The 25,224-nt window shown below is 70.1% G+C and carries 28 protein-coding genes and 1 pseudogene; 14 read left to right on the top strand and 15 right to left on the bottom strand.

Annotated elements, in window-relative coordinates; all coding sequences use genetic code 11:
- The first annotated feature begins 2 nt into the window (after positions 1-2).
- The 3 genes from OG452_RS19390 to OG452_RS19400 all read left to right on the top strand — a co-directional run bounded on the left by OG452_RS19390 (position 3) and on the right by OG452_RS19400 (position 2,610).
- Positions 3-1,289 carry an ATP-grasp domain-containing protein gene (locus OG452_RS19390; protein ID WP_327296835.1) on the top strand — a complete coding sequence of 429 codons (1,287 nt, stop codon included), beginning with the start codon at positions 3-5 and terminating at the stop codon, positions 1,287-1,289.
- A gap of 54 nt (positions 1,290-1,343) precedes the next feature.
- Complete coding sequence (locus OG452_RS19395) at positions 1,344-2,039, top strand: 2OG-Fe dioxygenase family protein (RefSeq protein WP_327296836.1); 696 nt, start codon at positions 1,344-1,346, stop codon at positions 2,037-2,039.
- 124 nt (positions 2,040-2,163) lie between these two features.
- Entirely contained in the window at positions 2,164-2,610 is a 447-nt protein-coding gene (locus tag OG452_RS19400) for a PPOX class F420-dependent oxidoreductase (RefSeq protein ID WP_405561733.1), read from the top strand.
- Positions 2,611-2,774: 164 nt separating this feature from the next.
- On the opposite strand, the gene OG452_RS19405 is transcribed toward OG452_RS19400, so the two are convergent.
- From OG452_RS19405 to OG452_RS19415, 3 genes and pseudogenes are all read right to left on the bottom strand, one after another.
- On the bottom strand, positions 2,775-3,200 hold the full coding sequence (locus OG452_RS19405) for an acyl-CoA thioesterase (RefSeq protein WP_327296837.1): 426 nt from the start codon (positions 3,198-3,200) through the stop codon (positions 2,775-2,777).
- Positions 3,201-3,226: 26 nt separating this feature from the next.
- Entirely contained in the window at positions 3,227-3,511 is a 285-nt protein-coding gene (locus OG452_RS19410) for a DUF397 domain-containing protein (protein ID WP_327296838.1), read from the bottom strand.
- Positions 3,495-3,728 (bottom strand): annotated as a pseudogene (locus tag OG452_RS19415) (Scr1 family TA system antitoxin-like transcriptional regulator); the annotation flags it as partial. The pseudogene OG452_RS19415 and the gene OG452_RS19410, both read right to left, overlap by 17 nt.
- Before the next feature lie 195 nt (positions 3,729-3,923).
- On the opposite strand from OG452_RS19415, the gene OG452_RS19420 reads away from it, so the two are divergent.
- The 3 genes from OG452_RS19420 to OG452_RS19430 all read left to right on the top strand — a co-directional run bounded on the left by OG452_RS19420 (position 3,924) and on the right by OG452_RS19430 (position 6,605).
- Positions 3,924-4,130 (top strand): hypothetical protein, encoded by a 207-nt coding sequence (locus OG452_RS19420; RefSeq protein WP_327296839.1) that lies wholly within the window; start codon positions 3,924-3,926, stop codon positions 4,128-4,130.
- 464 nt (positions 4,131-4,594) lie between these two features.
- Entirely contained in the window at positions 4,595-5,662 is a 1,068-nt protein-coding gene (locus OG452_RS19425) for a C40 family peptidase (RefSeq protein ID WP_327296840.1), read from the top strand.
- A 4-nt stretch (positions 5,663-5,666) separates the two neighbouring features.
- On the top strand, positions 5,667-6,605 hold the full coding sequence (locus OG452_RS19430) for a hypothetical protein (RefSeq protein WP_327296841.1): 939 nt from the start codon (positions 5,667-5,669) through the stop codon (positions 6,603-6,605).
- 137 nt (positions 6,606-6,742) lie between these two features.
- Here the strand turns inward: OG452_RS19430 and OG452_RS19435 are convergent, their stop codons facing one another.
- From OG452_RS19435 to OG452_RS19455, 5 genes are all read right to left on the bottom strand, one after another.
- Positions 6,743-7,078, bottom strand: coding sequence for a helix-turn-helix domain-containing protein (locus OG452_RS19435; protein WP_327296842.1), 336 nt, complete (start codon positions 7,076-7,078; stop codon positions 6,743-6,745).
- Positions 7,075-7,470, bottom strand: a complete 396-nt coding sequence (locus tag OG452_RS19440) for a type II toxin-antitoxin system RelE/ParE family toxin (RefSeq protein ID WP_327296843.1) — start codon at positions 7,468-7,470, stop codon at positions 7,075-7,077. The genes OG452_RS19435 and OG452_RS19440 overlap by 4 nt, the downstream gene beginning before the upstream one ends.
- 323 nt (positions 7,471-7,793) lie before the next feature.
- The gene (locus tag OG452_RS19445; protein ID WP_327296844.1) at positions 7,794-9,404 is read right to left on the bottom strand and encodes a PTS transporter subunit EIIC; all 1,611 of its coding nucleotides are present in this window, start codon (positions 9,402-9,404) and stop codon (positions 7,794-7,796) included.
- 54 nt (positions 9,405-9,458) lie between these two features.
- Positions 9,459-10,406 carry an N-acetylmuramic acid 6-phosphate etherase gene (gene murQ, locus OG452_RS19450; RefSeq protein WP_327296845.1) on the bottom strand — a complete coding sequence of 316 codons (948 nt, stop codon included), beginning with the start codon at positions 10,404-10,406 and terminating at the stop codon, positions 9,459-9,461.
- 77 nt (positions 10,407-10,483) lie between these two features.
- Entirely contained in the window at positions 10,484-11,413 is a 930-nt protein-coding gene (locus tag OG452_RS19455) for a MurR/RpiR family transcriptional regulator (protein WP_327296846.1), read from the bottom strand.
- 114 nt (positions 11,414-11,527) lie between these two features.
- Here OG452_RS19455 and OG452_RS19460 point away from each other — a divergent pair, with 114 nt between their 5' ends.
- Together OG452_RS19460 and OG452_RS19465 are read left to right on the top strand one after the other, a co-directional pair.
- Positions 11,528-11,878: a hypothetical protein gene (locus tag OG452_RS19460; RefSeq protein ID WP_164262680.1), complete on the top strand. Its 351-nt coding sequence runs from the start codon at positions 11,528-11,530 to the stop codon at positions 11,876-11,878.
- Positions 11,875-12,141 (top strand): DUF4031 domain-containing protein, encoded by a 267-nt coding sequence (locus tag OG452_RS19465; RefSeq protein ID WP_327296847.1) that lies wholly within the window; start codon positions 11,875-11,877, stop codon positions 12,139-12,141. The genes OG452_RS19460 and OG452_RS19465 overlap by 4 nt, the downstream gene beginning before the upstream one ends.
- A 45-nt stretch (positions 12,142-12,186) precedes the next feature.
- On the opposite strand, the gene OG452_RS19470 is transcribed toward OG452_RS19465, so the two are convergent.
- Positions 12,187-12,789, bottom strand: coding sequence for a Uma2 family endonuclease (locus OG452_RS19470; RefSeq protein ID WP_327296848.1), 603 nt, complete (start codon positions 12,787-12,789; stop codon positions 12,187-12,189).
- Positions 12,790-12,912: 123 nt separating this feature from the next.
- Positions 12,913-14,142, bottom strand: coding sequence for a Cmx/CmrA family chloramphenicol efflux MFS transporter (locus OG452_RS19475; protein WP_327296849.1), 1,230 nt, complete (start codon positions 14,140-14,142; stop codon positions 12,913-12,915).
- Between the two features lie 265 nt (positions 14,143-14,407).
- Between OG452_RS19475 and OG452_RS19480 the strand changes: the two genes are divergently transcribed.
- Complete coding sequence (locus tag OG452_RS19480) at positions 14,408-14,659, top strand: hypothetical protein (protein ID WP_327296850.1); 252 nt, start codon at positions 14,408-14,410, stop codon at positions 14,657-14,659.
- 33 nt (positions 14,660-14,692) lie between these two features.
- Here OG452_RS19480 and OG452_RS19485 read toward each other — a convergent pair whose 3' ends face one another.
- Positions 14,693-15,352, bottom strand: coding sequence for an HD domain-containing protein (locus tag OG452_RS19485; RefSeq protein WP_327296851.1), 660 nt, complete (start codon positions 15,350-15,352; stop codon positions 14,693-14,695).
- A gap of 212 nt (positions 15,353-15,564) precedes the next feature.
- Between OG452_RS19485 and OG452_RS19490 the strand changes: the two genes are divergently transcribed.
- Positions 15,565-16,257, top strand: coding sequence for a copper homeostasis protein CutC (locus OG452_RS19490; protein WP_327296852.1), 693 nt, complete (start codon positions 15,565-15,567; stop codon positions 16,255-16,257).
- A gap of 38 nt (positions 16,258-16,295) precedes the next feature.
- Here the strand turns inward: OG452_RS19490 and OG452_RS19495 are convergent, their stop codons facing one another.
- Both OG452_RS19495 and OG452_RS19500 read right to left on the bottom strand, forming a co-directional pair.
- The gene (locus tag OG452_RS19495) at positions 16,296-18,371 is read right to left on the bottom strand and encodes a HelD family protein (RefSeq protein ID WP_327299696.1); all 2,076 of its coding nucleotides are present in this window, start codon (positions 18,369-18,371) and stop codon (positions 16,296-16,298) included.
- A gap of 230 nt (positions 18,372-18,601) precedes the next feature.
- Positions 18,602-20,047: a DHA2 family efflux MFS transporter permease subunit gene (locus tag OG452_RS19500; RefSeq protein WP_327296853.1), complete on the bottom strand. Its 1,446-nt coding sequence runs from the start codon at positions 20,045-20,047 to the stop codon at positions 18,602-18,604.
- 94 nt (positions 20,048-20,141) lie between these two features.
- Between OG452_RS19500 and OG452_RS19505 the strand changes: the two genes are divergently transcribed.
- Positions 20,142-20,927 carry a TetR/AcrR family transcriptional regulator gene (locus tag OG452_RS19505; protein ID WP_327296854.1) on the top strand — a complete coding sequence of 262 codons (786 nt, stop codon included), beginning with the start codon at positions 20,142-20,144 and terminating at the stop codon, positions 20,925-20,927.
- A gap of 180 nt (positions 20,928-21,107) precedes the next feature.
- Positions 21,108-21,806: a DUF4232 domain-containing protein gene (locus tag OG452_RS19510; RefSeq protein WP_327296855.1), complete on the top strand. Its 699-nt coding sequence runs from the start codon at positions 21,108-21,110 to the stop codon at positions 21,804-21,806.
- Between the two features lie 36 nt (positions 21,807-21,842).
- On the opposite strand, the gene OG452_RS19515 is transcribed toward OG452_RS19510, so the two are convergent.
- Positions 21,843-22,679 carry a helix-turn-helix transcriptional regulator gene (locus tag OG452_RS19515; protein WP_327296856.1) on the bottom strand — a complete coding sequence of 279 codons (837 nt, stop codon included), beginning with the start codon at positions 22,677-22,679 and terminating at the stop codon, positions 21,843-21,845.
- Positions 22,680-22,825: 146 nt separating this feature from the next.
- Here OG452_RS19515 and OG452_RS19520 point away from each other — a divergent pair, with 146 nt between their 5' ends.
- Entirely contained in the window at positions 22,826-23,890 is a 1,065-nt protein-coding gene (locus tag OG452_RS19520) for an aldo/keto reductase (protein WP_327296857.1), read from the top strand.
- Between the two features lie 273 nt (positions 23,891-24,163).
- Positions 24,164-24,595 (top strand): VOC family protein, encoded by a 432-nt coding sequence (locus OG452_RS19525; RefSeq protein WP_327296858.1) that lies wholly within the window; start codon positions 24,164-24,166, stop codon positions 24,593-24,595.
- Positions 24,596-24,623: 28 nt separating this feature from the next.
- Here OG452_RS19525 and OG452_RS19530 read toward each other — a convergent pair whose 3' ends face one another.
- Positions 24,624-25,217 (bottom strand): TetR/AcrR family transcriptional regulator, encoded by a 594-nt coding sequence (locus OG452_RS19530; RefSeq protein ID WP_327296859.1) that lies wholly within the window; start codon positions 25,215-25,217, stop codon positions 24,624-24,626.
- Positions 25,218-25,224 lie beyond the last annotated feature (7 nt).

The raw sequence follows: 25,224 nt of genomic DNA on the forward strand, positions 1-25,224 counted from the left end.
CCATGAACGGAACCAGTGCCCCGCGTCCGCACATCGTCGTCATCAACCGCTGGCGGGAGAGCTACGCCCGCTACGCCGACTATCTGGACCACGAGACCCACCAGGTCTCCTACATCACCACCGAGGTGGGCCGGCCCTCCGTGCCCGCGGCTGCGGGCGACGTCACCGTCGTCACCGCGACGGACGACCTGGAGGAGGTGCGCGCCGCCCTGCGGGTGCTCGCCGTGCGTCACGGCAGGCCCGACCGGATCGTGGCGCTCAAGGAGGACGATCTCCTGATCGCGGCGCAGCTGCGCGAGGAGTGGGACGTCCCCGGCCAGCGGGTCAAGCAGCTGGCGCACTTCCGGGACAAGTACCTGATGGCGTCCGCCGTCGCGGCCGCCGGTCTTGAGCTGCCGGAGTTCGCCCTGGCCGTCGACGGTTCGGTCGTCCTGGAGTTCGGCCGCACCCAGGGCTGGCCGGTCATCGTCAAGCCGGTGATGGGCAGTTCGAGCGAGGGCGTCGTGCGGCTGGACGGCCCCGATGACGTGCCGGCCGTGCGGCTGACCGACACACCGATGATGGTGCAGGGCTTCAACTCCGGGCAGATCTACCACGTCGACGGTGTCTTCACCGGCAGCGATATCCAGCACTGGCGGGCCTCCCGCTATGTCAACACCTGCCTGGGCTTCAGGACCGGTGACTTCCTGGGGTCGGTGGAGGAGGACGACGAGGAGATCAACCGGGCCATCGGGCAGAGCGCCGCGGAGTATCTGCGGGCGCTCTCGGACGAGCCGCTGGTCTTCCATCTCGAAGTGTTCGTCGAATCGTCGGACGGCCCGCCCCGGTGCAGCTTCCTCGAAGTCGGCGCCCGGGTCGGCGGGGCGGAGATCCCCTTCGTCTGGCGCGAGATCCACGGCTACGACCTGATGGACGCCGCGTTCCAGCTCCAGCTGGGGCGGGCGGTGCCGGACGGGCCGCTGCGCGAGGGCGGCGAGGTCGGCGGCTATCTGCTGATCCCGGCCCCGGAGGAGCGGCCCTGCCGCATCACCGAGGTCACCTCGATGACCGACCGAACGCCTGGCCCTTATGCCGAGGCCCTGCTGCGGGTCGGCGACATCCTGCCGCTCGCGGACGCGTACTACGAGCACGTCGGCGGCCGGTTCCGCTTCCGCGGCACGTCCAGCCGGGAGGTGGAGCAGACGCTGATCGCCACCGCGGCGGCGTTCCGGGTCTCCGCCGTGCCGGCATCCGGGCCCCAGGAGCCCGACGGCACGCGGCGGTTGCAGAGCGCAGCAGCGCACGCCTGAGTTCCCTCTGTCCCGCACCCGTACGTACGTCAGTATCGAAGAGGAGAGAGTTCCATGCCCGCAACCACCACGACCACACCGTTCCGTCACTCTTCGCCGGAACTCCTGACGCGCGCGCTGAGCGCGCACGCGGCCTGGCAGGTGAAGGAGTTCACCGCGTCCTGGGAGGATATGCCGGTCGACGCCTATCTGGAGGGCGGTGCGACCTTCCGCCGACGGCGCTACAGCCAGTTCCGGCTCGACGGTGACCGGATCGTGCCCGCCGCCGTCACCGCTTTCGAGCAGTCAGCCGAGGTGAACGCCCTGTTCGGCGGTGTGCAGCGGCACTTCGAGCCGATGCGCGCCGACATCGCCGCCTCACCGGTCCTCCAGTCGCTGGTCTCCGCCTTCCTGGAGGTGCTGCCCGGACCGTTCGACCCGGCGACCGCCGGCATCGGCGTCCACCAGATACGTATCACCGCCCGCCGCGACGAGGCGTGGCCGCCCGCCCCCGAGGGCATCCACGAGGACGGGCACCACTATGTCGCCCAGATCCTCATCAACCGTCTTGATGTCACCGGCGGTGAATCGCAGCTGTACGACCGCGAGCGGGTGCCGGTCTTCAACACGCTGCTGCTGGAGCCCTTCGAGTCCATCGTCATCGACGACCGCCGGGTCTTCCACGGCGTCTCCGCGGTGACACCCGCCGCAGGTGCCACCACCGGCGTACGCGACATGATGCTGATCGACTTCTTCCCGCTCAGCAGCTGATCCGGCAGGTGGTCCGGTAGCTGATTTCGGTAGCTGATCCGGTAGCTGATTCGGTCAGGCCGACGGGAGTACGCTTCCCGCCGGCCTGTTCCGTTCTTACCTCTTCGCAAGGAGACCGCACCCTATGAAGCCCATGCCAGACGGCCAGTGGGAGGCGTTCGTCCTGTCGGGCACGCGCACCGCGAAGCTGGCGACCCAGCGCAAGAACGGCCGGGCGCATGTCACCCCGGTGTGGTTCCTGCTGGACGACAGCGGCGCCGGGAGCCGCCCGGACATCGTGTTCACCACCTGGCACGCCTCGGTCAAGGCCAAGGCCCTGCTGCGCGACCCGCACTTCGCGCTGTGTGTGGACGATCAGGTCCCGCCCTACGGATACGTGATGCTGGAGTGCACCGCCCGCCTCGCCCAGGACGATCCCGGCCTGCGGGCCTGGGCGACCCGGATCGGCGCCCGCTACATGGGCGACGAACTGGCCCATGCGTACGGCGAGCGCAACTCGGTGCCCGGGGAGTATCTGGTCCGGGCCACCATTGACCGCGTTGTCGCCTTCGAGGGCATCGCTGAGCAGTAACGGCTCCCTCCCGGCCGTTCTTGCGTATCGGAAGGTCGTCGGGCCCGCAGTCCGGGGCGTGCGCCGAACGGCGTCGTCGAGGCCGACCAGGCCCACGTACTCCGCCGCCTGGCATTCATGGGGAGCCCGGCCGCTACTTCTACGAGGACGGCCGCCTCGGCGGGTCATAGGCCGAAGGCGGCGGGGGCGGTGGCGAGGGACAGGAAGTACTCGCGTGGGTTCTCCACGAGCTTGCGCGCGGTCAGGTCCATCAGCCCGGACGTGGCGGTCACTTCGGCCGCCACGGTTCCGTCCGCCTTCTGGATGACCTGCTCGATCCGGAACGTCTTCCCCTCGCCGAACACGAAGGCACAGGTCACCTCCACGTCGTCGCCCGCGCGGAGTTCACGCCGGTAGCGGATGGTGGTCTCCAGCGTCACGGGCCCGACGCCCTTGTCGAGCAGGTCGCTCTGCTGAATGCCACCGTGTCGGAGCAGCGACCACCGGGCGTGCTCGGCGTACTGGAGGTAGACGCTCTGGTTGAGGTGGCCCTGCGAGTCGGTCTCGTACCCGCGCACGCTGATGCCCACCGCGAACGGTTCGGCTGCCATGACGTTTCCTCCGGGGGACAGTGGGATCAGGGGTTCGTGAGGTTCGTTACGAACGCGGCCCAGGCGGAGGCCCGGAACACGAGTGCCGGGCCGCCGGGGTTCTTGGAGTCGCGGACGGGGACGATGCCGGGGAAATGGTCGGCTACTTCGAGGCAGTTGCCGCCGTCTCCGCCGCTATGGGTGGACTTACGCCAAGTGGCTGCGCCGGGTAAGTCGTGGGCTACTTCTAGGCAGTCGCCGCCGCTGCCGTCGCTATAACTGGACTTCTGCCAGGTGGCTGTGGACAGGTCGCAATCAACGGTCCTCGTCATGCTCGTAATCCTGCGCCACTGATTCGATCAGGGCCAGGGATTCTTGTGGTGACAATGCGCTGGCCGCCACGAGATCGTAGGTCAGTGCGTGTCGGGCGACGGTTGCCGGGTCATCGAGCAACTGGCCTGCCCCCGGGCCTTCGAAGTAGGCCAGCGGGGGTGCGTTCTCGAAGGACATCAGCCTCAGGGACCCGTTGAGCGCCGCGTGTCCACTCGCCGGGTGCCGGCCTTCAGTTGGCCGATGAACGAGCCGCTGACGAAGAGCGGGGCGTCCAGCTCCTCCTGGCTGAGGCCCGCCTTCTCGCGGGCGAAGCGGAGTTCTGCACCGAGGAGCGATCGCGCTGGTGGATCTCGGCCGGTGCAATCTGGACACGGCGCTGCGGCTGGCCGCCGTACTCCAGAAGGCGCGGTCATGAGCGGGGCGGCCGAGTACGTCATCGACTCCCGCAGCGGTCGGGTCGGGCAGGTCATGGCGCGGGAGGGCGGCAACGTACAACTGCGGCCGCCGGGCGGGGGTCGCGAGTGGGGCTGTCCGCCGGACGCGATTGATCCGGCGCTGCCGGGTGAGGTGCTGCGGGCCCGGGTCGCTGAGCTGAACCGGGCGGGGCGGTTGCCGTGATACGCGGGAGCCCCGCGGCGGCATTCTGGGTTCCGCTGCGGGGCTCGACGGTTGCTGCTGGTCCGGCAGACGGTCCAGGATCCAGGCGCCGAGTTGCCGCGAAACCGGAATGCGTACGGCAGTGATCGCGATGCGGTATGGAAGCCCGCGCCTGTCTCGTCGCTGCCTGGCGTGAATTGGGCAGTCCCGATGGGTGTTCCGCCCGGCGAAGTCTGTCGGAGAAGCATCCGTGATCGCGCGGGCGGGAGGGGATGGCTGTTGGCGAGGCTCCGTCAGGAATTAATACGGGAGATGGCGAGTTGCTTACGGGGACGTAGACACACGCGGGGACGCTGGGATCGGCTGTTCGGGTGAGGGTAGTGTGTTCATACGTTGAAGATAGATCTCCGTATGCCTGGTGGTGGCGGCTGCGAGGGCAGGTCGTCCGTCCGAGCTCCCGCACGTGACCTCTGAAAGTGGCACCGATGAATGTGTCGACCGGCGGACGGCTGCGAGGCCGGGCCACCGTGGCAGCCCTTGTCTGCGCGATCGCCCTGATACCCGGGCCGAGTTACGCGGCTCCGAACGACCCCGGGCCAGGCAACGACTCATCGATCGAGCGAATCCGTACCGAACTGGACGGCCTCTACCGCCAGGCGGAAGTGGCCACCGAGGCGTACGACGCCGCCAACGTGAAGGCGACCAGGCAGACGAAGCGGCTGGCGTCGTTGCAGACGGAACTCGCCCGCGCCGAGGGCCGGGTGAACGACCTGCGCGACCTCGTGGGTGCGGCGGCCCGGACGCAGTACCGCGGGGGCTATCTCGCCTCCACAGGCATCCAGTTGCTGCTCGGTGACCATCCCGACCAGGCGCTGAACGAGGCCGCCCAGACCCGCCAGGCCATGCTGGGCATCACCAACGCCACCGAGACCCAGAAGTCGGCCCGCGCGGAGCTCGACGGGCGGACCGAGGCAGCCGCGAAGGAGTTGCGGGAGCTGACGCGCACCCGCGAGGACAAGGCCGGGGCGAAGAAGGAGATCGAGAAGAAGATCACCGAGGCCGAGCGGATCGAGTCGGGCCTGGAGGAGAAGGACACCCGCAAGCTGGCCCAGTTGGAGAAGCAGCGGGCGGAGGAGTCCAAGTCCAAGTGGCCCGGTTCCGGTTCGGGCGGCGGAGGTGGCTCGGGCAACGGGACCAAGGTGAGCGGCGCGGCCGGGAAGGCCGTCGGCTTCGCCATGGCCCAGATCGGTAAGCCGTACGTGTGGGGCGCGGTGGGCCCCTCGTCGTACGACTGCTCGGGACTCACCTCCGCGGCGTGGGCGGCAGCCGGGCACCCCATCCCCCGTACCTCGCAGGCGCAGTGGCAGGGGCTGACCCGGGTCAGCCTGGCATCCGCGCGCCCCGGCGACCTGATCATCTACTACGACGCCACGCACGTGGGCATGTACATCGGAGGCGGACAGATCGTCCACGCCCCACGGCCCGGACGCATGATCACGACCGCGCCGGCCGCCTCCATGCCCATCCTCGGCGTCGTCCGACCCGGAGTCTGAGCAGATGTCCCACTCGCTGACGCCCCGTGACGAGGGGAACCTGCCCGAGCTCGCCGCACCGCCGCTGATCCGTCTCGACGCGTACGTGGCTGAGGACGGGTCGACGGTGGTCAACGGCCATCTGGTGGAGATGGGGGGCGGCGTGCGGCCGCCCAACGAGGCGATCCTCGACGCCATCACCATGTTCGCCCGCACCCTGGGGGCCCCGGTCGCGGCGACCGTCATCGACCGCAGCGTGCAGCAGGTGGCGCGGCTCCGGGTGTACCCCGACGGCTCCAGCCGGAGCATCGCCGAGGACGAGGACCTGCCGCCGGGACCCGAGCGCACCGCCGCGGAGGAGGCGGCGTTTCCGCCGCTCGCCCGCGTCGAGCGGATCATCCAGCACGCGCAGCGCGAGGAGCTGCACGCCGCGTTCGTCGTCGCCGGCGCGCTGCGGGAGCACCTGACGCTGCGCAGGGGGGCCGAGGACGAACTGTCCATGGAGGCAAGGGCGATCGAGGCGTACATCGCCTATCTGCGCGGCGACTACACGACCTCCACCGTCCTCGCGCTGACCGTGGCGCGCATCCGCTGCCGCACGGACCTGAACCGGGCCGCCCCCGAGGTGGCCCGTGCCACCGCGGCATGGCAGCGGATGTCGGGCGAGGGGCAGGTGGGGGCCCGGGGGCAGGAACTGCTGCACATGTGGGAGCGGTTGGCCGCGGAGGGCCTGTTGCAGGAAGCGTCGCACCACGTCATGGCCCAGGCCGTCCGGAGCCGGCTCGAACGGGGCAGCCAGTACGTGGAGGGGCCGGCCACCGCCCCGGCTGCGGCCCTGACCGCAGCTCAGGTACCGGCGCGGGGACCGGCTCATGGACCGGTCGCCCCCGAGGACAAGCCTCTCGCGCCCACCCGAAGGGGGCTGCGGCGCTTCACCAGGTGGCCCGGCCGGTCAGCCGACTGAGGCGGTGGCTTCCGCCCCGGCGGCACAACCATCGGTGCCGCTCGCGGGGCACCTACATCTACGTCCCCCGACACTGACACGCCGGCCGGGGCTCCGGCAACTACCCGTCCATCCCCGTCAGGACCCGGCTGCGGACCTCAGGCCGCTGAGTGAGCGACGAACGCGACTTCTTCGTGGTCGTCGTCCAGCGCGATGTTCAGAGAGGCGTCCAGCGCGCGGGCGAGCCGTCGGAGCAGCGGCAACGTCGGTACGGCGTCGGCGCCTTCGACACGGGAGATCTTGGCCTGGGTGAGCCCGGAGCGTTCGGCGACTTCCGTCTGGGAGAGGCCGAGTTCCCGGCGCCGGTCGTACGCGGCCTTGGCAAAGGCCATCGCGAGCCGGATCTCGGCCCGGTCGGCTGCGGCCTCCGGCGACTCGACGTATCCCTCGGTGAGCTTCCGCTCCTGGGTGAGCTTCCATCGGGCGTGATTCATGAGGCGTCTCCCTCCTCGCTTTTCTCGTTCTTGTCGCTGCGGTCGTACGACAGGTGGGCCGGGTCGTGTTCGTTCTCGCATGTCGTACGGGCGGCTACGGCGCGGACCACTTGGTTCTCTTCGTGTATCCGTGTCTTGCGGAAGACGGTGAGGAGCACGATGCGGTGCTCGGGCGCGAACCAGTAGGTGACTCTCGTGGCTTGACCGTCGAATGTGGGGCGCAGCTCGTACACGCCATTGCGAAGGGGCCGGGCGAAGGGCATGGGAGTCCGGACGCCCATGGTGGCGAGCAGTTCTGCATACTCCTCCACCTTCCGGTGGTGCTTGATGGGCAAGAGCTCCAGCCACCTGCGTACCTCCGGCTCAATTTCGATCACGTGCAGATCAATCATGCGGCCGACCGTAGTATGTCGTCCACGACATATTACCAGTGCAAGGCGGGTTTGACCTGTTCCAGTGAGGTTCGGTCGTTGGTGTTGACGTCGGTGATCGATCGCGGTCTGTCTCTGTTCGGACGTCGTATTCGGCTCGGCGCTCACTGTGTGGGAGCCCGTCTGCGAGTGCCCCAGCCCCCGTGATGCCGCAGCGTTCGGGGCGGTGCTGGATGACTGCGTGAGGCGGGCCTTCTCCGGCCCCGGGCCCACGCTTCGTACAACGCGAAAGGGGGGGCGACCGTAACCCCGTCGCCCCCGCCCGCTGCAACCCCCCGTTCGGATCAGGCCGTGCTCGGTGCGTTCTCGGGTTCCGGTGCCGTCGGTCCAGGGCTTGCCGGGGTGGCTGCCGGGGCCGCCGCCGACCCGCTCGCTGCTTCCTCCGCCTCTGCGTTGAGCTCCGCCAGCATCGTCCTGCTGAAGCCGAAGAAGTACGTCGCCACGAAGCCCGCGACATAGCCCGCCAGCAGGCCGCCCGCGTAGATCGCGATCGATGTGGTCAGTGTGTGGTCGCCCTTGAGCAGCGGGAACAGCGCCCAGCCCGAGGGGCCGATCGCTGTGGAGCCGACCGTGGTGCCCAGCTGGTTGAAGAGGCCGACGAAGCCGCCGCCGAACGCGCCCCCGATGCAGGCAGTGATGAACGGGCGGCCCAGCGGGAGCGAGACGCCGTAGATCAGCGGTTCGCCCACGCCCAGGAAGCCCGCCGGGAGCGCCGACTTGATCGTCTTGCGGATCGACTTGTTCCCCGGGAGGCGCAGATAGACCGCGATGGCCGAACCGACCTGGCCCGCGCCCGCCATGGCCAGGATGGGGAGCAGCACGGTGTAACCCTGCTGCTGGATCAGCGTCGTGTGGATCGGGATCAGCGCCTGGTGCAGCCCCAGCATCACCAGCGGGAGGAACAGTCCGCCGAGGATGAAGCCCGCGCCCGCGCCGCCGTTCGCCAGCAGCCAGGTCGCGCAGGTGCCGATGGCGGCGGACACCTCGCCTGCCACGTACATCAGGCCGAAGAGCGTGACCAGGCCCGAGACCAGCACCGTGATGGTCGGGGTGAGGAGTACGTCCAGGGACTGCGGCATCCAGCGCCTGCACCACTTCTCGACGTACACCGCCAGTACCGCCGCCCCCAGTGCGCCGAGGACACCGCCCTGGCCGGGGGAGAGCTTCTCGCCGAAGGCGGTCACGTTCGTCACGCCCGGGAAGACGATGATGGCCGCTACCGCGCCGCCCAGGATGGGCGTCCCGCCGAACTCCTTCGCCGTGTTGTAGCCGACGAAGACCGCGATGAGCGCCATGAAGCCGGACGCGATGGCGGCGAGCGCCGGGGTGATGCCGGGCAGCCAGCCCGCGTTGACCAGCAGGCCGTTGATGCCGGCGATGATGCCGCAGCCGATGAGGGCGGGGATCAGCGGTACGAAGATGTTCGCGATCTTCCGCAGGAAGAGCTTGAACGGCGTCGCGTTCTTCGCCTTCCGCGCCGCCTTGATGGCCGCGCCCCGGGCGGCCAGTTCATCGGCGGTGGCGGTGGCGGCCCCGCCGGCGGGGGCGCCCGCCCCGGCCGGTTCCGCTTCGGGCGCCGCCACCCGGCCCTCGGCCACCAGCGCCTCGAACTCCGGCGTGACACGGGCGACCGCGCCGGGGCCCAGCACGATCTGGTACGTGCCGTCGTCGACCACACCCATGACGGCGGGCAGCGCCTTCAGCGCCTCTTCCTGTACGAGCGAGCGGTCGGCGAGGCCGAGCCGAAGGCGGGTCATGCAGTGGACGGCGGAGGTGACGTTCCGCGCCCCGCCCACGAGCGGCAGGATCGCGGCGGCGGTGGCGCGGTTCTTGTCCACCGGGGTGCCCGGGGTGTCTGGGTTCTCGGGAGTGCTTGGCGTACTGGGAGTGTTCATGGTGCGTGGTGCCTCTGGTTCAGGTGGCGCTCCAGCGGAGCGGGAGAACCAGAGTCAACTGTTGCGGGCCGTGGACTGGAGCGCGGCGCGCAGATGTCCCCCGGTCTCTTCGAGAAGGTGCGTGGCGGTGGGGGCGTCCACGGTGCCCAGGATGATGAGGATGGCGGTCTTCACCTCGCCCTCGGCCTCGGTCAGTGCCTTCTCGATCTCGGCGTCGTCGGCGCCGGTCGCGAGGGCGACGATGCGGCGCGAGCGGGCCCGGAGCTTCTCGTTCGACGCCCGGACGTCGACCATGAGATTCCCGTACGTCTTGCCGAGCCTGATCATGGTGATCGTCGAGAGCATGTTGAGGACGAGCTTCTGCGCGGTGCCCGCCTTGAGCCGGGTCGATCCGGTGAGCAGCTCGGGTCCGACGACGACCTCGATGCCGTGCTCGGCGGCGTCCCCCAGCGCGCTCTGCGCGTTGCAGGAGATGCCGAGGGTGAGGGCGCCGAGCGCACGGGCGTGCTCGACCGCGCCGATCGCGTACGGGGTGCGGCCCGAAGCCGAGACGCCGACCACGGTGTCGTCGGCGGTGAGGTGCAGCGCGTCCAGGTCGGCCGCCGCCAGCTCCTTGGAGTCCTCGGCGCCCTCGACCGCCTTGACCATCGCGGACGGGCCGCCCGCGATCAGACCCAGCACCTCGGACGGGTCGGTGTTGAAGGTCGGCGGGCACTCGCTGGCGTCCAGTACGCCCATCCGGCCGGCGGTCCCGGCGCCCGCGTAGATGAGCCGGCCACCGCGTGCCATCCGCTCGGCGGTGGCGTCGATGGCGGCGGCGATCTGCGGGAGCTGGCCGGCGACGGCGGCGGGAACGGTGGTGTCCTCACCGTTCATCAGCCGGGCGATCTCCTCGGTGGGCAGCTGGTCGATCTCGGCGAGCTCGGGCCGGAACGCCTCGGTGGTGAGGGTGGCCAGCTGGGCGCGCAGCGCTCCGTAGTTGTTGGAGGCGGTGGAGGTCATGGTGTGCGGCTCTTTCCGGTTCAGCGCTTCTGCGGTCGTGCGGTGCGGTGATGCGGTGAGGGGTGACGTGGTCCGGCTCAGCGGGTGCCGTTGGTGCGGGGGGTGTGGCGGTGGGCGAGTGCCTCGTACGAGGCGGCGAGCGCCGGGGCCGCCCGGTCGTACGTCCGCTGCATGACCCCGATGAACAGGCAGTCCACGACCAGCAGCTGGCTGGTACGGGAGGACATCGCGGCGGGCCGCAGTTCGCTCTCGCGGGCGGTGGACGTGGTGAGGATGTGGTCGGCGTACTGCGAGACGCGGCCGTCCGGGCGGCCGGTGATCGCGATCGTGGTCGCCCCGTGCTCGAAGGCGGTGTGCAGCGGTTCTATGACGTCACCGGTGGCGCCGGAGTGGGTGATCGCGATGGCCACGTCGCCGGAGCGGAGCTGCACGGCGTTGGTGACCGCGAGGTGCGGGTCGCTGTGCGCGTGCGCTATCAGCCCGATGCGCAGCAGCTTCTGGGCGAGGTCCTGGCCGACGAGCGAGGAGGCGCCGACGCCGTAGATGTCGACGCGGCGGGCGGTCGCGAGCGCGGAGACCGCGGCGCCGAGCTGGACGGTGTCCAGGGCGGCCGCGGTGTCGGCGAGGGTCTGCTGCTCGTCGTAGGCGAGCTTGGCGACGACGTCCGCGATCGGGTCGTCGACGGCGATGTCCGCGGTGACGGCGGGAGCCCGGCCGGACTGCTGCTGGGCGGCGAGCCCGGCGAGGGCGAGGCGGAGGTCCCGGTAACCGGGGTAACCGAGTATGCGGGCGGTACGGACAACGGTGGCCTCGCTGGTGCCGGTGAGTTCGGCGAGGCCGGTGACCGTGAGGGCCGCGCAGCCTGCCGGATCGCCCGCGACGGCCTCGGCCACCAGCTGCATCGAGCGGGTCATGGAGGGTGCCAGGGTACGGACCTTGGCGGCGAGGGCGGCGGGCGCGGGAGGGGCGGAAGCGCCAGTGAAAATTTCCTTCACGTTGTTGGTCACATGTGAAAGATATTTTCGCACCCATGAGGCGTCAAGCCCCTCCGTCCGACCCCATCCGCTCGCTTCACCTGTGACCGCCCGGCCGGTTCTCTCCCGACCGGGGACAATGGAGCCATGGATCCCGTGACTCCCCTGGAACAGTCCCTGCACGAAGCGCGGGCGCTGGTGCTCGCCGATCTCGCGTCCCGCGATGTGGCCGAGGCCGATGTGGTCTCGCTGGTGGAGGACGCGGTGACGCATCGCCGCTGGTGGGTGGAGCAGTGGCCGCAGGGCGCCGAGTTCGTCGCCGGTCTGGTGGCCCAGGACGTCCAGGACGCGCTCCTCGAACGGTACGGCCGCTGGCCGCTCTGCCCCGTCTGCCAGGACCCGCACGCACTGGAGGTCGAGCCGGAGCTGGGCCCCGACCCGCACTGGGTCTGCGCCAAGGAGGCCGTGATCGTGGCCCCGGTCGGCGCGCTCTCATGACTCTGTACATCGACCCGCCGACCTGGCCGGGTCACGGCAGGATGTGGTCGCACCTGGTCAGCGACGTCTCGTACGAGGAACTGCACACGTTCGCCGCGTCGATCGGCTGCCCGGCCCGCGCCTTCGAACGGGACCACTACGACCTGCCGTCACACCGGTACGCGGACGCGGTGGCGGCGGGAGCGGTCGAGATCGGCTCGAAGGAACTGGTACGCAGACTCACGGGAGCCGGGCTGCGCCGCCCGAAGGGACGGCCGGCGTAGGGCGGACGTGGCGCGCGGGGCCTTCGGGGCGTCCGGCCGACTCGGTCAGAGAGGGAAGGTGCCCGTGTCCAGGACCCCGCCGAAGGGGTCCGGAAGCTTCACCTGGTCGCCGAACGGGATGCGCTCGCTGTGCTTGTACGCACCGTTCAGGGGGGCGCTGAAGAGGGTGGTCGTCGGGCCGTGCTCGTCGAACCGGTCGATCAGAAGATAGGCGGGCACGGGCGCGTGCGCGTAGGCCCAGAGCTTCTTGGTCCGGTCGTCCTTGGCATTGCTCTTCGACGTGATCTCGACGACCAGCAGCGCTTCGGCGGCGTCCACGGGGTCGCTGGTGTCGGGATCGGCGGCGGCGATCAGCGCGGCCGGCATGACGACCAGGTCGGGTACGTACAGCTTGTCCAGGCGGGCGATGTGGATGCCCAGCGTCTGGTAGATCTCCAGCTCTTCGGGCAGGGTCCGGTACAGCGACCGCTGCACCTTGGCTGCGATGCCGTTGTGATGTGCGTGTGGCGGCGGTACTACGAGGATCTGCCCTCCGTCGATCTCTGCGCGCCACCCCTCGGGCACGTCCAGCTCCCGCCAGGCCCGCAGCAGGTCGTCCCACGGACGACGGTGCGGCATCCGGTCGTTCTCGGCCATCGCGGCGGTCATCGCGACTCCCTTCTTCGGTGGCCCGACGGGGCGAGCGTAGATCGACAGCGGTATCACCTCGCGCCGCTTCGCTCAGCGTCCCACGGACGAGTGAACACCGCAGTAACCCCTGACCCCGCCAGGTCAGACGTTCTCCGTAGCTACCGCCTCCGTAGCCACCGCTTCCGCTGCCAGGGTGAGGTCCGACGAGCGGGCCACCACTCGCGACTGGGACCTGTGCAGCCGCAGTGAAGCCGTCACCGCGATGATCGCCACCACTGTCATGGCCGCGCCCGCCCACGCCGTAGCCGCGAAGCCGAAGCCTCCGCTGATCACCGCGCCGCCCAGCCAGGGGCCGCCGGCGTTGCCCAGGTTGAACGAGGCCGTGGTGGTGGCGCCCGCCAGGGTGGGGGCCGCGCCCGCCACGTTGAACATCCGGGCGTTCAGGGCGGGGGCCGTGTAGAAGGCCGAAGTCCCCAGCAGGAACGAGAGGACCACCGCGGCGGCCGGGTTGTGGGCCAGCAGGGCCAGGGCCACCAGGAAGATCGTCGAAGCCGCGATGCCGGTCAGCAGCACACCGAAGAGGTGCGCGTCCGCGACCCGGCCGCCCACCGTCGTACCGACCAGCGCTCCCACGCCGAAGAGCGCCAGCACCGTCGGGACCCAGCTGTCGGCCAGCCCCGCCACGTCCGTGAGCAGCGGTGCCAGATAGCTGAACGCGCAGAAGACGCCGCCGGCGGCGAGCGCCGTGATCACGATGGACAGCCAGACCTGGCGGTCGCGGTAGATGCTCAGCTCGGTACGGAGCCGGGGCCGTTCGGCGGGCAGCGGGATCCGGGGGATCAGCGTGGCGACCCCGACGAGGGCGATGGCCGATGCCGCGCCGACCGCCCAGAACGCCGAGCGCCAGCCCAGGTGCTCGCCGAGGAACGCGCCGGCGGGGACCCCGAGGACGTTCGCGATGGACAGGCCGCCGATCATCACGGCCATGGCGCGGGCACGGGCGTTCACCGGCACCATCGCGATGGCCACCGCCGCGCCGACGGCCCAGAAGCCCGCGCAGGCGAAGGCGCTGATGACGCGTGAGGCGAAGAGCAGCGCGTAGTTCGGGGCGAGCGCGCCCGCCACCTGCCCCAGGCCGAAGACCGTGATGAGGGAGATCAGGGTGGTGCGGCGGGGCAGTCGCAGGGTGGCGACGGCGAGCAGCGGGGCGCCGACCACCATGCCGATCGCGAAGGCCGAGATGAGCAGCCCTGCCTGCGGGATGGACACGTTCATGTCGTCGGCTATGTCGGGCAGCAGCCCGGACAGCATGAACTCACTGGTGCCCAGCGCGAAGACCGCGAGCCCCAGGATGTGGACGGCTAGCGGCATACGGGCACGTTCGGTGGTAGCGGGCATACCAGGTGCCAACGACGGCGTAGGAGATCACATTCCCACGCTTGGGCCCGTCCGGGGGCCCGTCCGGAGGCCCGTCCGGGGGCCCGTGCTGGGGCGGGCCGGGGCGGGCCGGGGCGGGGGGCGGTGTGGCCGGATGATGTGGCCGAGTGGTGCAGGTCTGGTGTTCCCAGGTGGTGCGGGTGGGTGGTGCATGGTCACTCTGTGCATGTCACGGGGGAGTTGGGGGAGGAGCACAGGCATGACGGTGAGCACAGATGCCCAGGAGGCGGACGACGGGCCGGTGAACGGCGCGTACGTCATGGACACCCGGCTTGGCCAGGTCGGCGAGGTCATTGGGTACGACGCCGGGTTCGTACGGTTGCGTCCGCCGGCGGGCGGCGCCGAATGGAAGTGCCCCGAGGGCGCACTCCGGGCGGTCACAGCGCGTGAGCAGCTGATCGCGCGCAACGCGCTGGCCAACGCGCGCAGCCGGGGCGACGTCTGCCGGTGACCGGCTGCCCCGGCTCACCCCCTGCCCCGGCTGTCAGAGCGTCAGCAGTTCCAGTTCCGTGGCCAGGTTCTGGCGTGCTCTCGGTTCCCACTGCGTCTGTCCGTGATCCGTGTGGAACAACCTCGGCAGCCCGAGCAGTTCACGCAGCACCGCCGAGCGGCCCTCACGGAAGGCCGGGTCGGGCACGAACGCGTACTCCTCCCGTACAGCGGCCGCGTACTGGCCGTACGCGGCGGGGGTCGCGGCCAGAATCGCCAGGTCCGCGTCGCACAGCACCTCCCCGTTGGTGTCGCCGGGCTGCGGATCGTGGCCGACGGTCAGCCGGACCAGACGGGCCACCTCCGCCGTACGGGCCTCCGGCACCCCCGCCTCGGTGAGCGCCCGCTCGGCCAGCTGGGCGCTGCGCTCCTCGTTCTCCGAGCGGTCCGGCCGGTACACCGCATCGTGGAACCAGGCGGCGAGCCGCACGGCCGCAGGGTCCGCCGCGTGGCCGGCGAGGGTGTCGATGTGGTCCAGCACGGCGGTGAGGTGGGCGGTCGTGTGGTACCTGCGGTGTGGCTCGGCCCAGCGGGCGAGCAGGTTCTCGGCGTACGGCCCCGGGTCGGGCGCCTCGGGTACGGCGGCGCCTTCGCGGGCGGCGGTGAGGGCCTGGTGCCAGCGGGTGGTGAGGTCGTGGGGCGCGTCCTGGGGCATGGGGCCATTGTGCCGGTGCCGGGCACCGCTTCGTATGACCTGGGTACCGCCTCGTGGAGCCGGAGGTACCGCCTCGTGGAGGTACCGCCTCGCGGGTCCGGATGCGGGCTGCGGAGGCGCGGGGCCGGGCCGTAGGGTGTCCACTGGACTAGACCTGTAGCCCTCGAAGCCGTAGTCCTGGAAGTCCCGTAGCCCGCGAAGATGGGGAATTGATGAGCAACCGTGCAGTTCTGGAGGTGATCGCGCTCTCCGCTGAGGACGCGATCGCCGCCCAGGCCGGTGGTGCCGACCGCCTTGAACTGGTCACCGACATGGCGGCCGACGGGCTGACACCGTCCCGTGAGACGTTCGCCGCGATCCGTGCGGCCGTCGACCTCCCGCTGCGCGTGATGCTGCGGCTCACCGACGGGTTCGCCGCCGGTGACATCGACGCGCTCGTGGCGGCGGCACGGAATCTGCGGGCCGAGGGCGCCGACCAGTTCGTACTCGGTTTCCTGAACGCCGACGGCAACCCCGACCTGGTGGCGGTCGAGCGGATCGTCGCCGAGATCGAGGGCTGCCCGTGGACGTTCCACCGGGCGATCGACCGCGCGGCCGACCGCGACGCGCTCCGCAAGGAGCTCGCCGACCTGCCGGGGCTCGACACCTTCCTCACGGCGGGCTCGGCCACCGGGGTCTCCGACGGGATGCCGACCCTGCTCGCCGAGGCGGCGCGCAGCGGCCAGCCGGGGTACGAGGCGCAGATCCTGGTCGGCGGCGGGCTGCGGCTCGAACACCTTCCGCGGCTGCTGGGCGCGGGGGTCGACGCCGTACACATCGGGGGCGCGGCCCGGCCGGGTGGCTGGGAGCTGCCGGTCGACGCGGCTGCGGTGCGGAGGTGGCGGGGCGCGCTGGACGGTGGCTGAGGCTGCTCGGCGGTCCGACCGTGAGGCCGGCGACCGCCTCAGCCCAGTTGCTCCGGCAGCGGCAGTGTGTGCGTCACGATCAGGCCCGACACCGCCCTGGTGAGCGCAACGTACAGGCGGCGCAGGCCAGTTCGTACGTCGGGTTCGCCCGCCACCACCGCCGCCGGTTCGTCAAGGACCACGTAGTCGTACTCCAGGCCCTTGGCGAGCGAGGCCGGCACCAGCGTCAGCCGGGAATCCGCGCTGGTCTCCTGCCCCGGTTCCAGATGGGCGAGGCCCGCGGCCGTCAGCGCCGCCGACAGGGCGGGCATGCGGGCGTCGGCCGCGATCAGGCCCGTCGAGCCCTCGTGGCGCAGCGAGTCCCGGCATGCGGTGACGGCCGCCGTGTCCAGATCCTCCGTCGTCCGCACCTCCAGCGAACCGGGGTTCTCCCGTACGGAGGAGACGGGCGCCAGCCCCGGTGACATGTGCGGCAGCAGCCGGGACGCGTACGCGATGACCTCGCGCGGTACGCGGAAGCCGGCCGTCAGCTCCTCCACATGCGCGTCGCCCTTGCCCAGGTGGTGCAGCGCCTCGGCCCAGCCCGACGTCGCCCAGGGCGTGGTGCCCTGTGCCAGGTCGCCGAGGATCGTCGCCGAACCGGTCGTGCAGCGGCGGCCGACCGCGCGGTACTGCATCGGGGAGAGGTCCTGCGCCTCGTCGAGGACGACATGGCCGAGAGAGTGCGTACGGGCGACCAGATCGCTCGCCTCGTCGATCAGTACCGCGTCCGCCAGGGACCACTTGGCCGACTTCACCGACCGGGCCGGCTTCGCCCACAGGATCGTCCGCTGCTCGTCGCCGGTCAGGATGGACTCCGCGTGCGTGGCGAGGAACTCCGCGTCGCAGAGCAGCCGCAGCACCAGCTTGCCCGGATCGACCTGCGGCCAGGCCGCCTTGACCACGGCCTTCACCGCGGGGTTGCGGGCCACCGCGTCCTGCACCCGGTCGTCGGGCGCCTCGCCCGCCTGCTCCATCCGGACCAGGACGGCGTGCGCGATGCGCTGCGGGAGCGCGTCGCGGGCGGCGCCGTAGCGGATGTCGCGGGCCAGCAACTCGTTGACGATCTCCTCCAGTTCGTACGCCGGGATCCGCCAGCGGCGCGAGCCCCGTACGACCATCGCGGGCTCGGTCGGCAGCGTCACATGCGAGCGCAGGGCCCGGCGCAGCACCTCCGCCATCCGGGCGTCGCCCTTGATGACGGCGGCATCGGCGGTGTCGGTGCCCCGGATCTCGACGCCCGCGACCAGATCGTCGACCGTGGCCTGCTTGACCTCCAACTCGCCCAGGGCGGGCAGGACTTGCTCGATGTAGTGCAGGAAGGACCGGTTCGGTCCGATGACCAGGGTGCCGGTGCGGGCCAGCCGCTCGCGGTGCGCGTACAGGAGGTACGCGACCCGGTGCAGTCCCACGGCGGTCTTCCCGGTGCCGGGGCCGCCCTGGACACACACGGTGCCGCCGAGGTCGGACCGTACGATCTCGTCCTGCTCGGGCTGGATGGTCGCCACGATGTCCCGCATCGGTCCGACACGGGGCCGCTCGATCTCGGCCTGAAGCAGCTTGCTGGTGGTGCGCTGGTCGGACGCGGCCGGGGAGGTCAGGTGCTCGTCCTCGTACGCGGTCAGTTCACCGCCGGTGTAGCCGAAGCGGCGGCGCAGCCCGATGTCCATCGGGTTCTTGGTGGACGCCCGGTAGAACGGCTGCGAGACGGGGGCGCGCCAGTCGATGACCATCGGGTCGCCCTCGGCGTCGTGCACATGGCGGCGCCCGATGTAGAAGCGCTCGCCTTCCCCGCCCTCGGCGAGGTCCGCGCCGGGGGCGTGCTGGTAGTCGAGCCGGCCGAAGAAGAGCGGGGTGTGCGAGAGGTCGGCGAGCGCCTTGATGCGGTCGTCGATCTGCGCTTGCAGGACGGCGGCGTTGACCCAGTTCGCGGTGACGTCGCGGATGTCGAGCCCCTCGACGTCCGCACGCATCGCGCGCAGGGCCGCGCGGGAGCCGGAGAGGTGCGCCCGTTCCCGGCCGAGCGGGTCGGCGGGCTCGTCATCGAGTACGCCGTCGAGTACGTCGTCGGGAATGTCCTCGGGAATGTCCTGCGAAACGTGCGTGGGCACGGTGTGGCCTCCGGGCGGGTACGGCTGATCGCGGCGTGACAGCCTCCGGTACCAGCCGGACGGCGACGCTCCCTGAGGGAGGCGGGGAAGCGACGATTGTAGTCACCTGGTGGAGGTGGGGGCCAACGGGTTTTTCAGGGGCCTCTCTGGTTACGGGGGCCTTTTCGCGGGACCGCGTCCCCTGGGCGGGTGGCTCAGCCGTGCGCCTGCTGTGCGTGCTTGGGCAGCAGGCCCACCAGCAGCAGCGTCAGGAGGCCCAGGCCCGCGGCGATGCCGAAGACCAGTTCGGCGGCGGCGAGGCAGGACTGGCCGGACAGCTGTCCGGCCCGGGCGAAGAACACCGTACCGAGGGCGGCGACGCCGATGGCGCCGGCGAACTGCTGGACGGCGTTGAGCAGGCCGGCGCCCGTGCCGACCTCTTCGGGGGTGGCGTCGCCGATGATGAAGTCGACCAGCGGGACGAACACCAGCCCGGAGCCGAACCCGGTGAGCAGCAGCGCGGGCGCCAGGTTCCAGACGGTGATGCCGGCGCCCCAGTGGGCGACGGACCACCACAGGGCCAGCAGGCCGATGACGGAGATGGCCAGCCCCAGGTGCAGGGTGGCGCGGCCCAGCTTCTCGGCGAGCACCGCGCCCGCGAGCAGGACGGCGACTGCGGTACCGAGGGCCCAGGGGATCAGCGTGAGGCCGGTGCGCAGCGGCGTCCAGTGCATGCCCTGCTGCAGCAGCAGGTTGATGACGAGGACGAACGCGCTCAGTGACGCGTAGAACCCGGCCACGATCACCAGGCCGACGACGAAGCTGCGCTTGCGGAACAGCGACGGTGTGATGACCGGGTGCTCACTGTGCCGCTGGGAGACGACGAAGAGTCCGAGCAGGACGACCGCGGCGGCCATCATGACGTAGGTCCAGGCGGGCCAGCCGAGGTCGCGCCCCTGGATGAGCGGAACGATGAGCAGGGCCGAGGCCGCCGTGAGCAGGCCGACGCCGGTGAGGTCGAGGCGGGCGGCCGGGTCCTCCCCGCCGCGACGGGGCAGCACACGCCAGGCGAGCACGGCGGCGACGATGCCGAACGGCACGTTGATCAGGAAGATGGAGCGCCACTGGCTGCCGAACAGGTCCAGGTGGAGCAGCCAGCCCGCCAGGATGGGCCCGGCCACCATGGTCAGGCCCATCAGCGGGCCGACGGGGGTCAGCGCCTTGCGCAGGTGCCGGGGCGGGAACACGACCTTCACCAGGGCCAGCCCCTGCGGGATCATGACCGACCCGCACAGGCCCTGCAGCGTGCGGGCGACGATCAGGAAGACGACGTGGGGGGCGAGACCGCAGGCCAGTGAGGCCGGGGTGAAGCCGGTCATGCCGATCAGGAACAGTCGTCGGCGCCCGAGCAGGTCCCCGAGCCGCCCCGAGGTGACCAGGCCGAGCGCGAAGGTCGCGGTGTAGGCGCTCAGCACCCACTGCACGGTCACCTGGCCGGCGCCGAGGTCGGCGCGGATGGACGGGCCTGCGAGGTTGGCGACGCTGGAGTCGATCAGATCCATGATGTCGGCCGTGACCACGACGACCAGGACGAGCCATGCGGTGCGCATCGGCAGTTCGGTGGTGGCGGGTGCTTGAGAGGTGCGTTGGGTAATGGACACGAACACTGTTCTACATCCGAGCAATGTTCTTGCCAATACGAACACCGTTCTTTGTGTTGTAGAACACCGTTCCCCGATCGCTAGACTTGCCCGTATGTCACCGACCCCGCAGCAACGGCGCGCAGCGCGGCACCAGCTCTCCACCGGCTCCAGCGCACCCGCGGCCCGGCGTGGGCCGTCCGGCGGGCGCAAGAAGCCGATCACGGTCGATGCCATCATCAGCACCGCGTTCGGCATCGTGGAGAGAGAGGGTTACGGAGCCCTGACGATGCGGCGCGTGGCCACCGAGCTGGAGACGGGACCGTCGTCGCTCTACGCCCATGTGGTCAACAAGGAAGACCTGGACGAGCTGCTCATCGGCCGTCTGTGCGCCGAGGTCGACCTGCCCGAGCCGGACCCCGCCCTCTGGCGGCAGCAGCTCATCGGCGTCTGCACCCAGCTGCGCGACCAGTACCTGCGGTACCCGGGCATCTCCCAGGCGGCCTTCGCCGCGGCTCCGTCCAACCTCGACACGCTGCGCTTCAGCGAGGGAATGCTCGCCCTCCTGCTCGCCGGGGGCATCGACCCGCAGGCTGCCGCCTGGGCGATCGACTCGCTGTCGCTCTACGTCAACGCGTACAGCCTCGAAGTCTCCCTGGCCGGCAGACGGCTCAGCAGCAGTGACGATAACGGCAGTGGCGACAACAGCAGTGACGGCAACTGGGTCGTCAGCCGCGACGAACTGCTGCGCCGGTTCGCCGCACTGCCCGATACCTTCCCCCAGACCAAGCGCTACGCCGCCGAACTCACCGCCGGAACCATCCACGACCGCTTCGACTTCACCGTCGGCCTGATGATCGACGGGTTGCCGGGTTCGCGGCGGGACCAGGATCAGGACTGACCGTACGACGGCGCCTCGGCGGACGGTGAGGTCATACGCCTCTGGCGGAACGCCTGTGACAGAACGCCTGTGACAGAACGCCTGTGACAGAACGAAGACGTCGTGGAGGACCCCCTGTAACTCGGTGCGAGATAGAAATGGTTCCAACAACCTGCACCGCACTACACCTCGGGGAACACCATGAAGTACACCCGCATCACTGCTCTCGCCGCCGTCAGCCTCGCCGCCACTCTCTCGCTCACCGCCTGTGGCAGCGACAACTCCGGGCAGGACTCGTCCTCCAAGGGCACCTCGGACACTTCGGCCTCGGATACTTCGGCCACGGGTTCTTCGGCCACGGGTTCTTCGGCCTCGGGCGGGGGCTCGAAGTCGGAGGCCGGCTCGGGTTCCGGCTCGGAGGCCGGCACTACGAAGTCGGGCTCGGGTCAGGGCACCGAGGCGGAGACAACCTCGAACGGTGCGACGACGACCGGCGGCAAGGCCACGTTCTGCAAGACGAAGGACCTGGCCATAGACGCCGCGCCCGACGCGGCGGACCCCGGCAGGGTCAACATCACCATGATCAACCGGGGGGCGACCACCTGCTCGGCGACGGGCTTCGCGGGCGTCGACATCAAGGACGAGGACCACACCTCGAACCCCATCGAGCGCGGCCACGCCCAGCCGCGTATCACCACCCTCAAGCCCGGCGACGCCGCTGTCTTCGACATCGCCTACACCGTCCTCAAGACCGGCAACAGCCTCTCGCGCCCGACCAACATCCTGGTGACGCCCCCGAACGAGACCCACACCGTGACCCTGAACTGGCCTGAGGGCGCGGGGGCTATCAAGGGCGCCTACACGGACGTCGAGGTCTACCCCACGCACACGACCAAGTAGGGGTGGCGCCCGAGGCCGGCCCCGGTGGTCAATTGATCACGGCTTCCTGTCCCGAGGGTGTGCGCACAACCGGTCCAATGCCGACTGGCTGTCATCGTCCGCGGCGCGGTAGATCACCAACCGCTGGTCCGGATCCTGAAGTGGCATCAGCACTTCGAAATCCACCGCGATCACACCGATGTCAGGATGTCGCAGCACTTTGTGCCCACGGCCGTTGACCTTGATGTCCCGCTCGGCCCACAATCGCGCGAATTCCTCGTCATGGGCGATGAATTCGGCGATGAGGTCGGTCAACGCCTGGTCCTCCGGATAGGCGGCCCACGCGGCGCGCAGGTGAGCGACCCCCTCCCGTACGACGCGTTCGCGGTCGACATAGAGCTCACGCACCTTCGGATGCATCAGGCACAGCCACATCGAATTGCGCTGCGACGGCGGCAGGGTGTCGAAATCCAGTAGCAGCCCCGCCATTTCGCCGTTCCAGGCCAGGATGTCGTAGCGGTGGTTCATCAGCATGGCCGGCAGCGGCGACAGATCGGCGACCAACCGGGCCAGCGAAGGCGCGGCAGTGGTGGCGAGCTTGTCGGCGTTGCGGGGGCGTTGTCGGGCCAGGTTGAAGAGGTAGGCGCGTTCGCCGGAGGCCAGGCGCAGCGCACGGGCCAGCGCCTCCACCACGTCCGCTGAGGGCCGCAGCCCGCGGCCCTGTTCCAGCCGTACGACGTAGTCGGTACTGACCCCGGCCAGTTCGGCGACCTCTTCGCGGCGCAGGCCCGGGGTCCGCCGGGCCTGCCGACGCGACGGCAGGTCGAAGTCGTCCGGATCCAGGCGCTCGCGCCGGGCCCGCAGAAACGCAGCCAACTCCTGTGTCGTGTCCACGGTTGTCGTGTCCGCGGTTCGGGTCATCACGTTCGATCAACAGTCAGGGTAGGACTGGCATTCCCAGGAACTTCTCTCCCTTATCCCGGGCTCGCGGCGGTCACAGACTTGTTTCCGGCAACGGATCACAAGCACAGGAGGACACGATGTCGCTCACCCTCGGAACTTACCGACTGCTGGGCCGCTCCGGGCTGCGGGTCTCACCGCTGGCGCTGGGCGCGGCGACCTTCGGTACCGAATGGGGCTGGGGCGCCGAACAGGACGAGGCGCGCAAGCTGTTCGACCTCTACGTGGAGCGCGGCGGCAATTTCATCGACACCGCCAGCACCTACACCCATGGCAGCTCAGAGCGCCTGCTGGGCGAATTCACCCGCGACAACCGCGAAAGCCTGGTGCTCTCGACGAAATACTCGACGCTGCGCAGGCCCGGCGATCCGAATTCCGGGGGCAGCCACCGCAAGAGCCTGTTCGCTTCGGTGGAATCCAGTCTGCGACAGCTGAATACGGACTACATCGATCTGCTCTACCTACACATGTGGGATCCCACGACGCCGGTCGAGGAGATCCTGCGCGGCATGGACGATCTGGTCCGGCAGGGCAAGGTCCTGTACGTGGCGATCTCCAACGCCCCGGCCTGGCAGGTGTCGCGCATGCAGGCGATCGCCGATCTGCGCGGCTGGTCGCCGCTGGTCGCGCTGCAGATCGAATACAGCCTGATCGAGCGTGCCGGGGAACGTGACCTGATCCCCATGGCGCGCGAGATGGGTCTTGGGGTGGCCCCGTGGTCACCGCTGGCAGGCGGGGTGCTCACCGGCAAGTACAGCCGCGACGACCTGACCGCGGCTGACGTCGCATCCGGCGACGGCACCCGCAGAAGCGTCACCATCGCAGGCGGCGCGCTCACCGAACGCAATCTCGCGATCGTGGACGCCGTGAAGGAGGTCGCTGCGGAGCTGGGCCGCACAGCCGCCCAGGTCGCGCTGGCCTGGACCTTGCAGAACCCGGGCGTGACCGCACCGACCATCGGCGCCCGCACCCCCGCGCAGTTGGAGGACAATCTGGGCGCCCTGGAGGTCGACTTCACCGCCGCCCAACTGGCCCGCCTCGACGAGGCCAGCGCGATAGAACTCGGCTTCCCGCACGACATGCTCGCCGGCGACTTGGCCCGTACGCTGATCCACGGCGAGCTGGAGGTCGAAACCCGCCGCTGAGCCACCCGCTGATACCGGCTGCGGAGCCAGCCCAGCGCCCCGGCGAGGGCGCGGGTGAGCACGGTGGCGAACCGGTCGTTGGGTACGCCGCCTTCGGGCGTCTTGGCGCCCCTGGTCCGTTTCGCCAGGCCACACCACCCTCTGTGAGGACTGAGACGGTACGGTGGCGCGCCGTTGCACCGAACGGGTGCGTGGGTGGTGTGGCTGACGTCCTTCCCGAGGAAGGCTGCTGATCCTGATGTCTGTCAGGGTGTCCAGCGGAAGGGTAGGCCGTTGCAGGTCGAATTCGTTACGAGTATCGCGCCGATCGTGCGGGACCGCGAGGCTGCGCGAGCGTTCTATCAGGGCGCTCTGAACCTGACGTTCGAAGGCGGTGAGGGCGACTACGTCTTCACCCACAGGCTGGACGGCGTCAAGCACTTCGGGCTGTGGCCGCTCGCCGAGGCCGCTCGCGCCTGCTTCGGAACCGATGAGTGGCCGACGGACGTTCCCATCCCTCAAGCGAGTGTGGAGTTCGAGGTCCTGGACGTCGCCGGGGCAGCCGAGGAACTGAAGCAGCGCGGGTACCGCCTGATCCACGAAGCCCGGACGGAGCCGTGGACGCAGGTGACCGCGCGACTGCTCAGCCCGGAGGGGCTCCTCATCGCCGTCTGTTACACGCCCCAGTTCCACGAAGGGGCGGGCCGGAAGGCCGACGGGGGCTGATCCGGCCTCCGTCAAGGTAAGCGCGGTCCTAGGAGCTCGCCCGGGCGAGGGTCTCGGCCACGGTTGTGCAGGTGAGGGAGACCACCGAGCGCAGCTGCGAGTCCGACGCGCCGGTACGGCTCAGTACGGCCAGCGACTGGTTTACGGCGACGACGAACTCCGCTACCTCATCGAGTACTTGGGCGCTGACCGAGGAGCCCGCCAGGGCCCCGCGCACCCGCTGGCGCTGGGTGTCGAGCAGGCCACGCACCCGGGTGCGGTTCTCCTCGTTCAGGGTCATTGACTGGGCGGCGGACTGGGCGATGAGGCAGCCTGTGGGAACCGTTGGGTCGGCGATGCGCGCCAGGATGACATCGAAGAATGCCTTCACCGCGCGCACCGGATCACCGGCGGACACCGCGAGCGCTTGCTCGAACTGCGAGCCGTAGATCGACGCGTAGTGGTCGAGGCACTGGCGGAACAGGGCGTCCTTGTTGCCGAAGGCGCCGTAGAGGGAGCCCCGGCCGAGGCCGGTGGCGGAACCGAGCGCGTCGAGCGAGGCATCCGCGTACCCGCGTTCCCAGAACACTCTCATTGCCTGGTCCAGGGCCGCACCGACATCGAACTGCTTCCGACCCGACATGCCGCGC

The sequence above is a fragment of the Streptomyces sp. NBC_01197 genome, from assembly GCF_036010505.1.
In the GTDB taxonomy this organism is placed as follows: Bacteria; Actinomycetota; Actinomycetes; order Streptomycetales; family Streptomycetaceae; genus Streptomyces.

Coding starts and splice junctions, on each gene's coding strand:
- OG452_RS19435 (WP_327296842.1), bottom strand. CDS start 7,078: ATGAATCACGCCCGATGGAAGCTCACCCAGGAGCGGAAGCTCACCGAG.
- OG452_RS19400 (WP_405561733.1), top strand. CDS start 2,164: ATGAAGCCCATGCCAGACGGCCAGTGGGAGGCGTTCGTCCTGTCGGGC.
- OG452_RS19505 (WP_327296854.1), top strand. CDS start 20,142: ATGTCACCGACCCCGCAGCAACGGCGCGCAGCGCGGCACCAGCTCTCC.
- OG452_RS19465 (WP_327296847.1), top strand. CDS start 11,875: ATGACTCTGTACATCGACCCGCCGACCTGGCCGGGTCACGGCAGGATG.
- OG452_RS19440 (WP_327296843.1), bottom strand. CDS start 7,470: ATGATTGATCTGCACGTGATCGAAATTGAGCCGGAGGTACGCAGGTGG.
- OG452_RS19490 (WP_327296852.1), top strand. CDS start 15,565: ATGAGCAACCGTGCAGTTCTGGAGGTGATCGCGCTCTCCGCTGAGGAC.
- OG452_RS19475 (WP_327296849.1), bottom strand. CDS start 14,142: ATGCCGCTAGCCGTCCACATCCTGGGGCTCGCGGTCTTCGCGCTGGGC.
- OG452_RS19390 (WP_327296835.1), top strand. CDS start 3: ATGAACGGAACCAGTGCCCCGCGTCCGCACATCGTCGTCATCAACCGC.
- OG452_RS19430 (WP_327296841.1), top strand. CDS start 5,667: ATGTCCCACTCGCTGACGCCCCGTGACGAGGGGAACCTGCCCGAGCTC.
- OG452_RS19425 (WP_327296840.1), top strand. CDS start 4,595: ATGAATGTGTCGACCGGCGGACGGCTGCGAGGCCGGGCCACCGTGGCA.
- murQ (WP_327296845.1), bottom strand. CDS start 10,406: ATGACCTCCACCGCCTCCAACAACTACGGAGCGCTGCGCGCCCAGCTG.
- OG452_RS19405 (WP_327296837.1), bottom strand. CDS start 3,200: ATGGCAGCCGAACCGTTCGCGGTGGGCATCAGCGTGCGCGGGTACGAG.
- OG452_RS19395 (WP_327296836.1), top strand. CDS start 1,344: ATGCCCGCAACCACCACGACCACACCGTTCCGTCACTCTTCGCCGGAA.
- OG452_RS19480 (WP_327296850.1), top strand. CDS start 14,408: ATGACGGTGAGCACAGATGCCCAGGAGGCGGACGACGGGCCGGTGAAC.
- OG452_RS19470 (WP_327296848.1), bottom strand. CDS start 12,789: ATGACCGCCGCGATGGCCGAGAACGACCGGATGCCGCACCGTCGTCCG.
- OG452_RS19460 (WP_164262680.1), top strand. CDS start 11,528: ATGGATCCCGTGACTCCCCTGGAACAGTCCCTGCACGAAGCGCGGGCG.
- OG452_RS19485 (WP_327296851.1), bottom strand. CDS start 15,352: ATGCCCCAGGACGCGCCCCACGACCTCACCACCCGCTGGCACCAGGCC.
- OG452_RS19445 (WP_327296844.1), bottom strand. CDS start 9,404: ATGAACACTCCCAGTACGCCAAGCACTCCCGAGAACCCAGACACCCCG.
- OG452_RS19410 (WP_327296838.1), bottom strand. CDS start 3,511: ATGACGAGGACCGTTGATTGCGACCTGTCCACAGCCACCTGGCAGAAG.
- OG452_RS19530 (WP_327296859.1), bottom strand. CDS start 25,217: ATGTCGGGTCGGAAGCAGTTCGATGTCGGTGCGGCCCTGGACCAGGCA.
- OG452_RS19510 (WP_327296855.1), top strand. CDS start 21,108: ATGAAGTACACCCGCATCACTGCTCTCGCCGCCGTCAGCCTCGCCGCC.
- OG452_RS19420 (WP_327296839.1), top strand. CDS start 3,924: ATGAGCGGGGCGGCCGAGTACGTCATCGACTCCCGCAGCGGTCGGGTC.
- OG452_RS19520 (WP_327296857.1), top strand. CDS start 22,826: ATGTCGCTCACCCTCGGAACTTACCGACTGCTGGGCCGCTCCGGGCTG.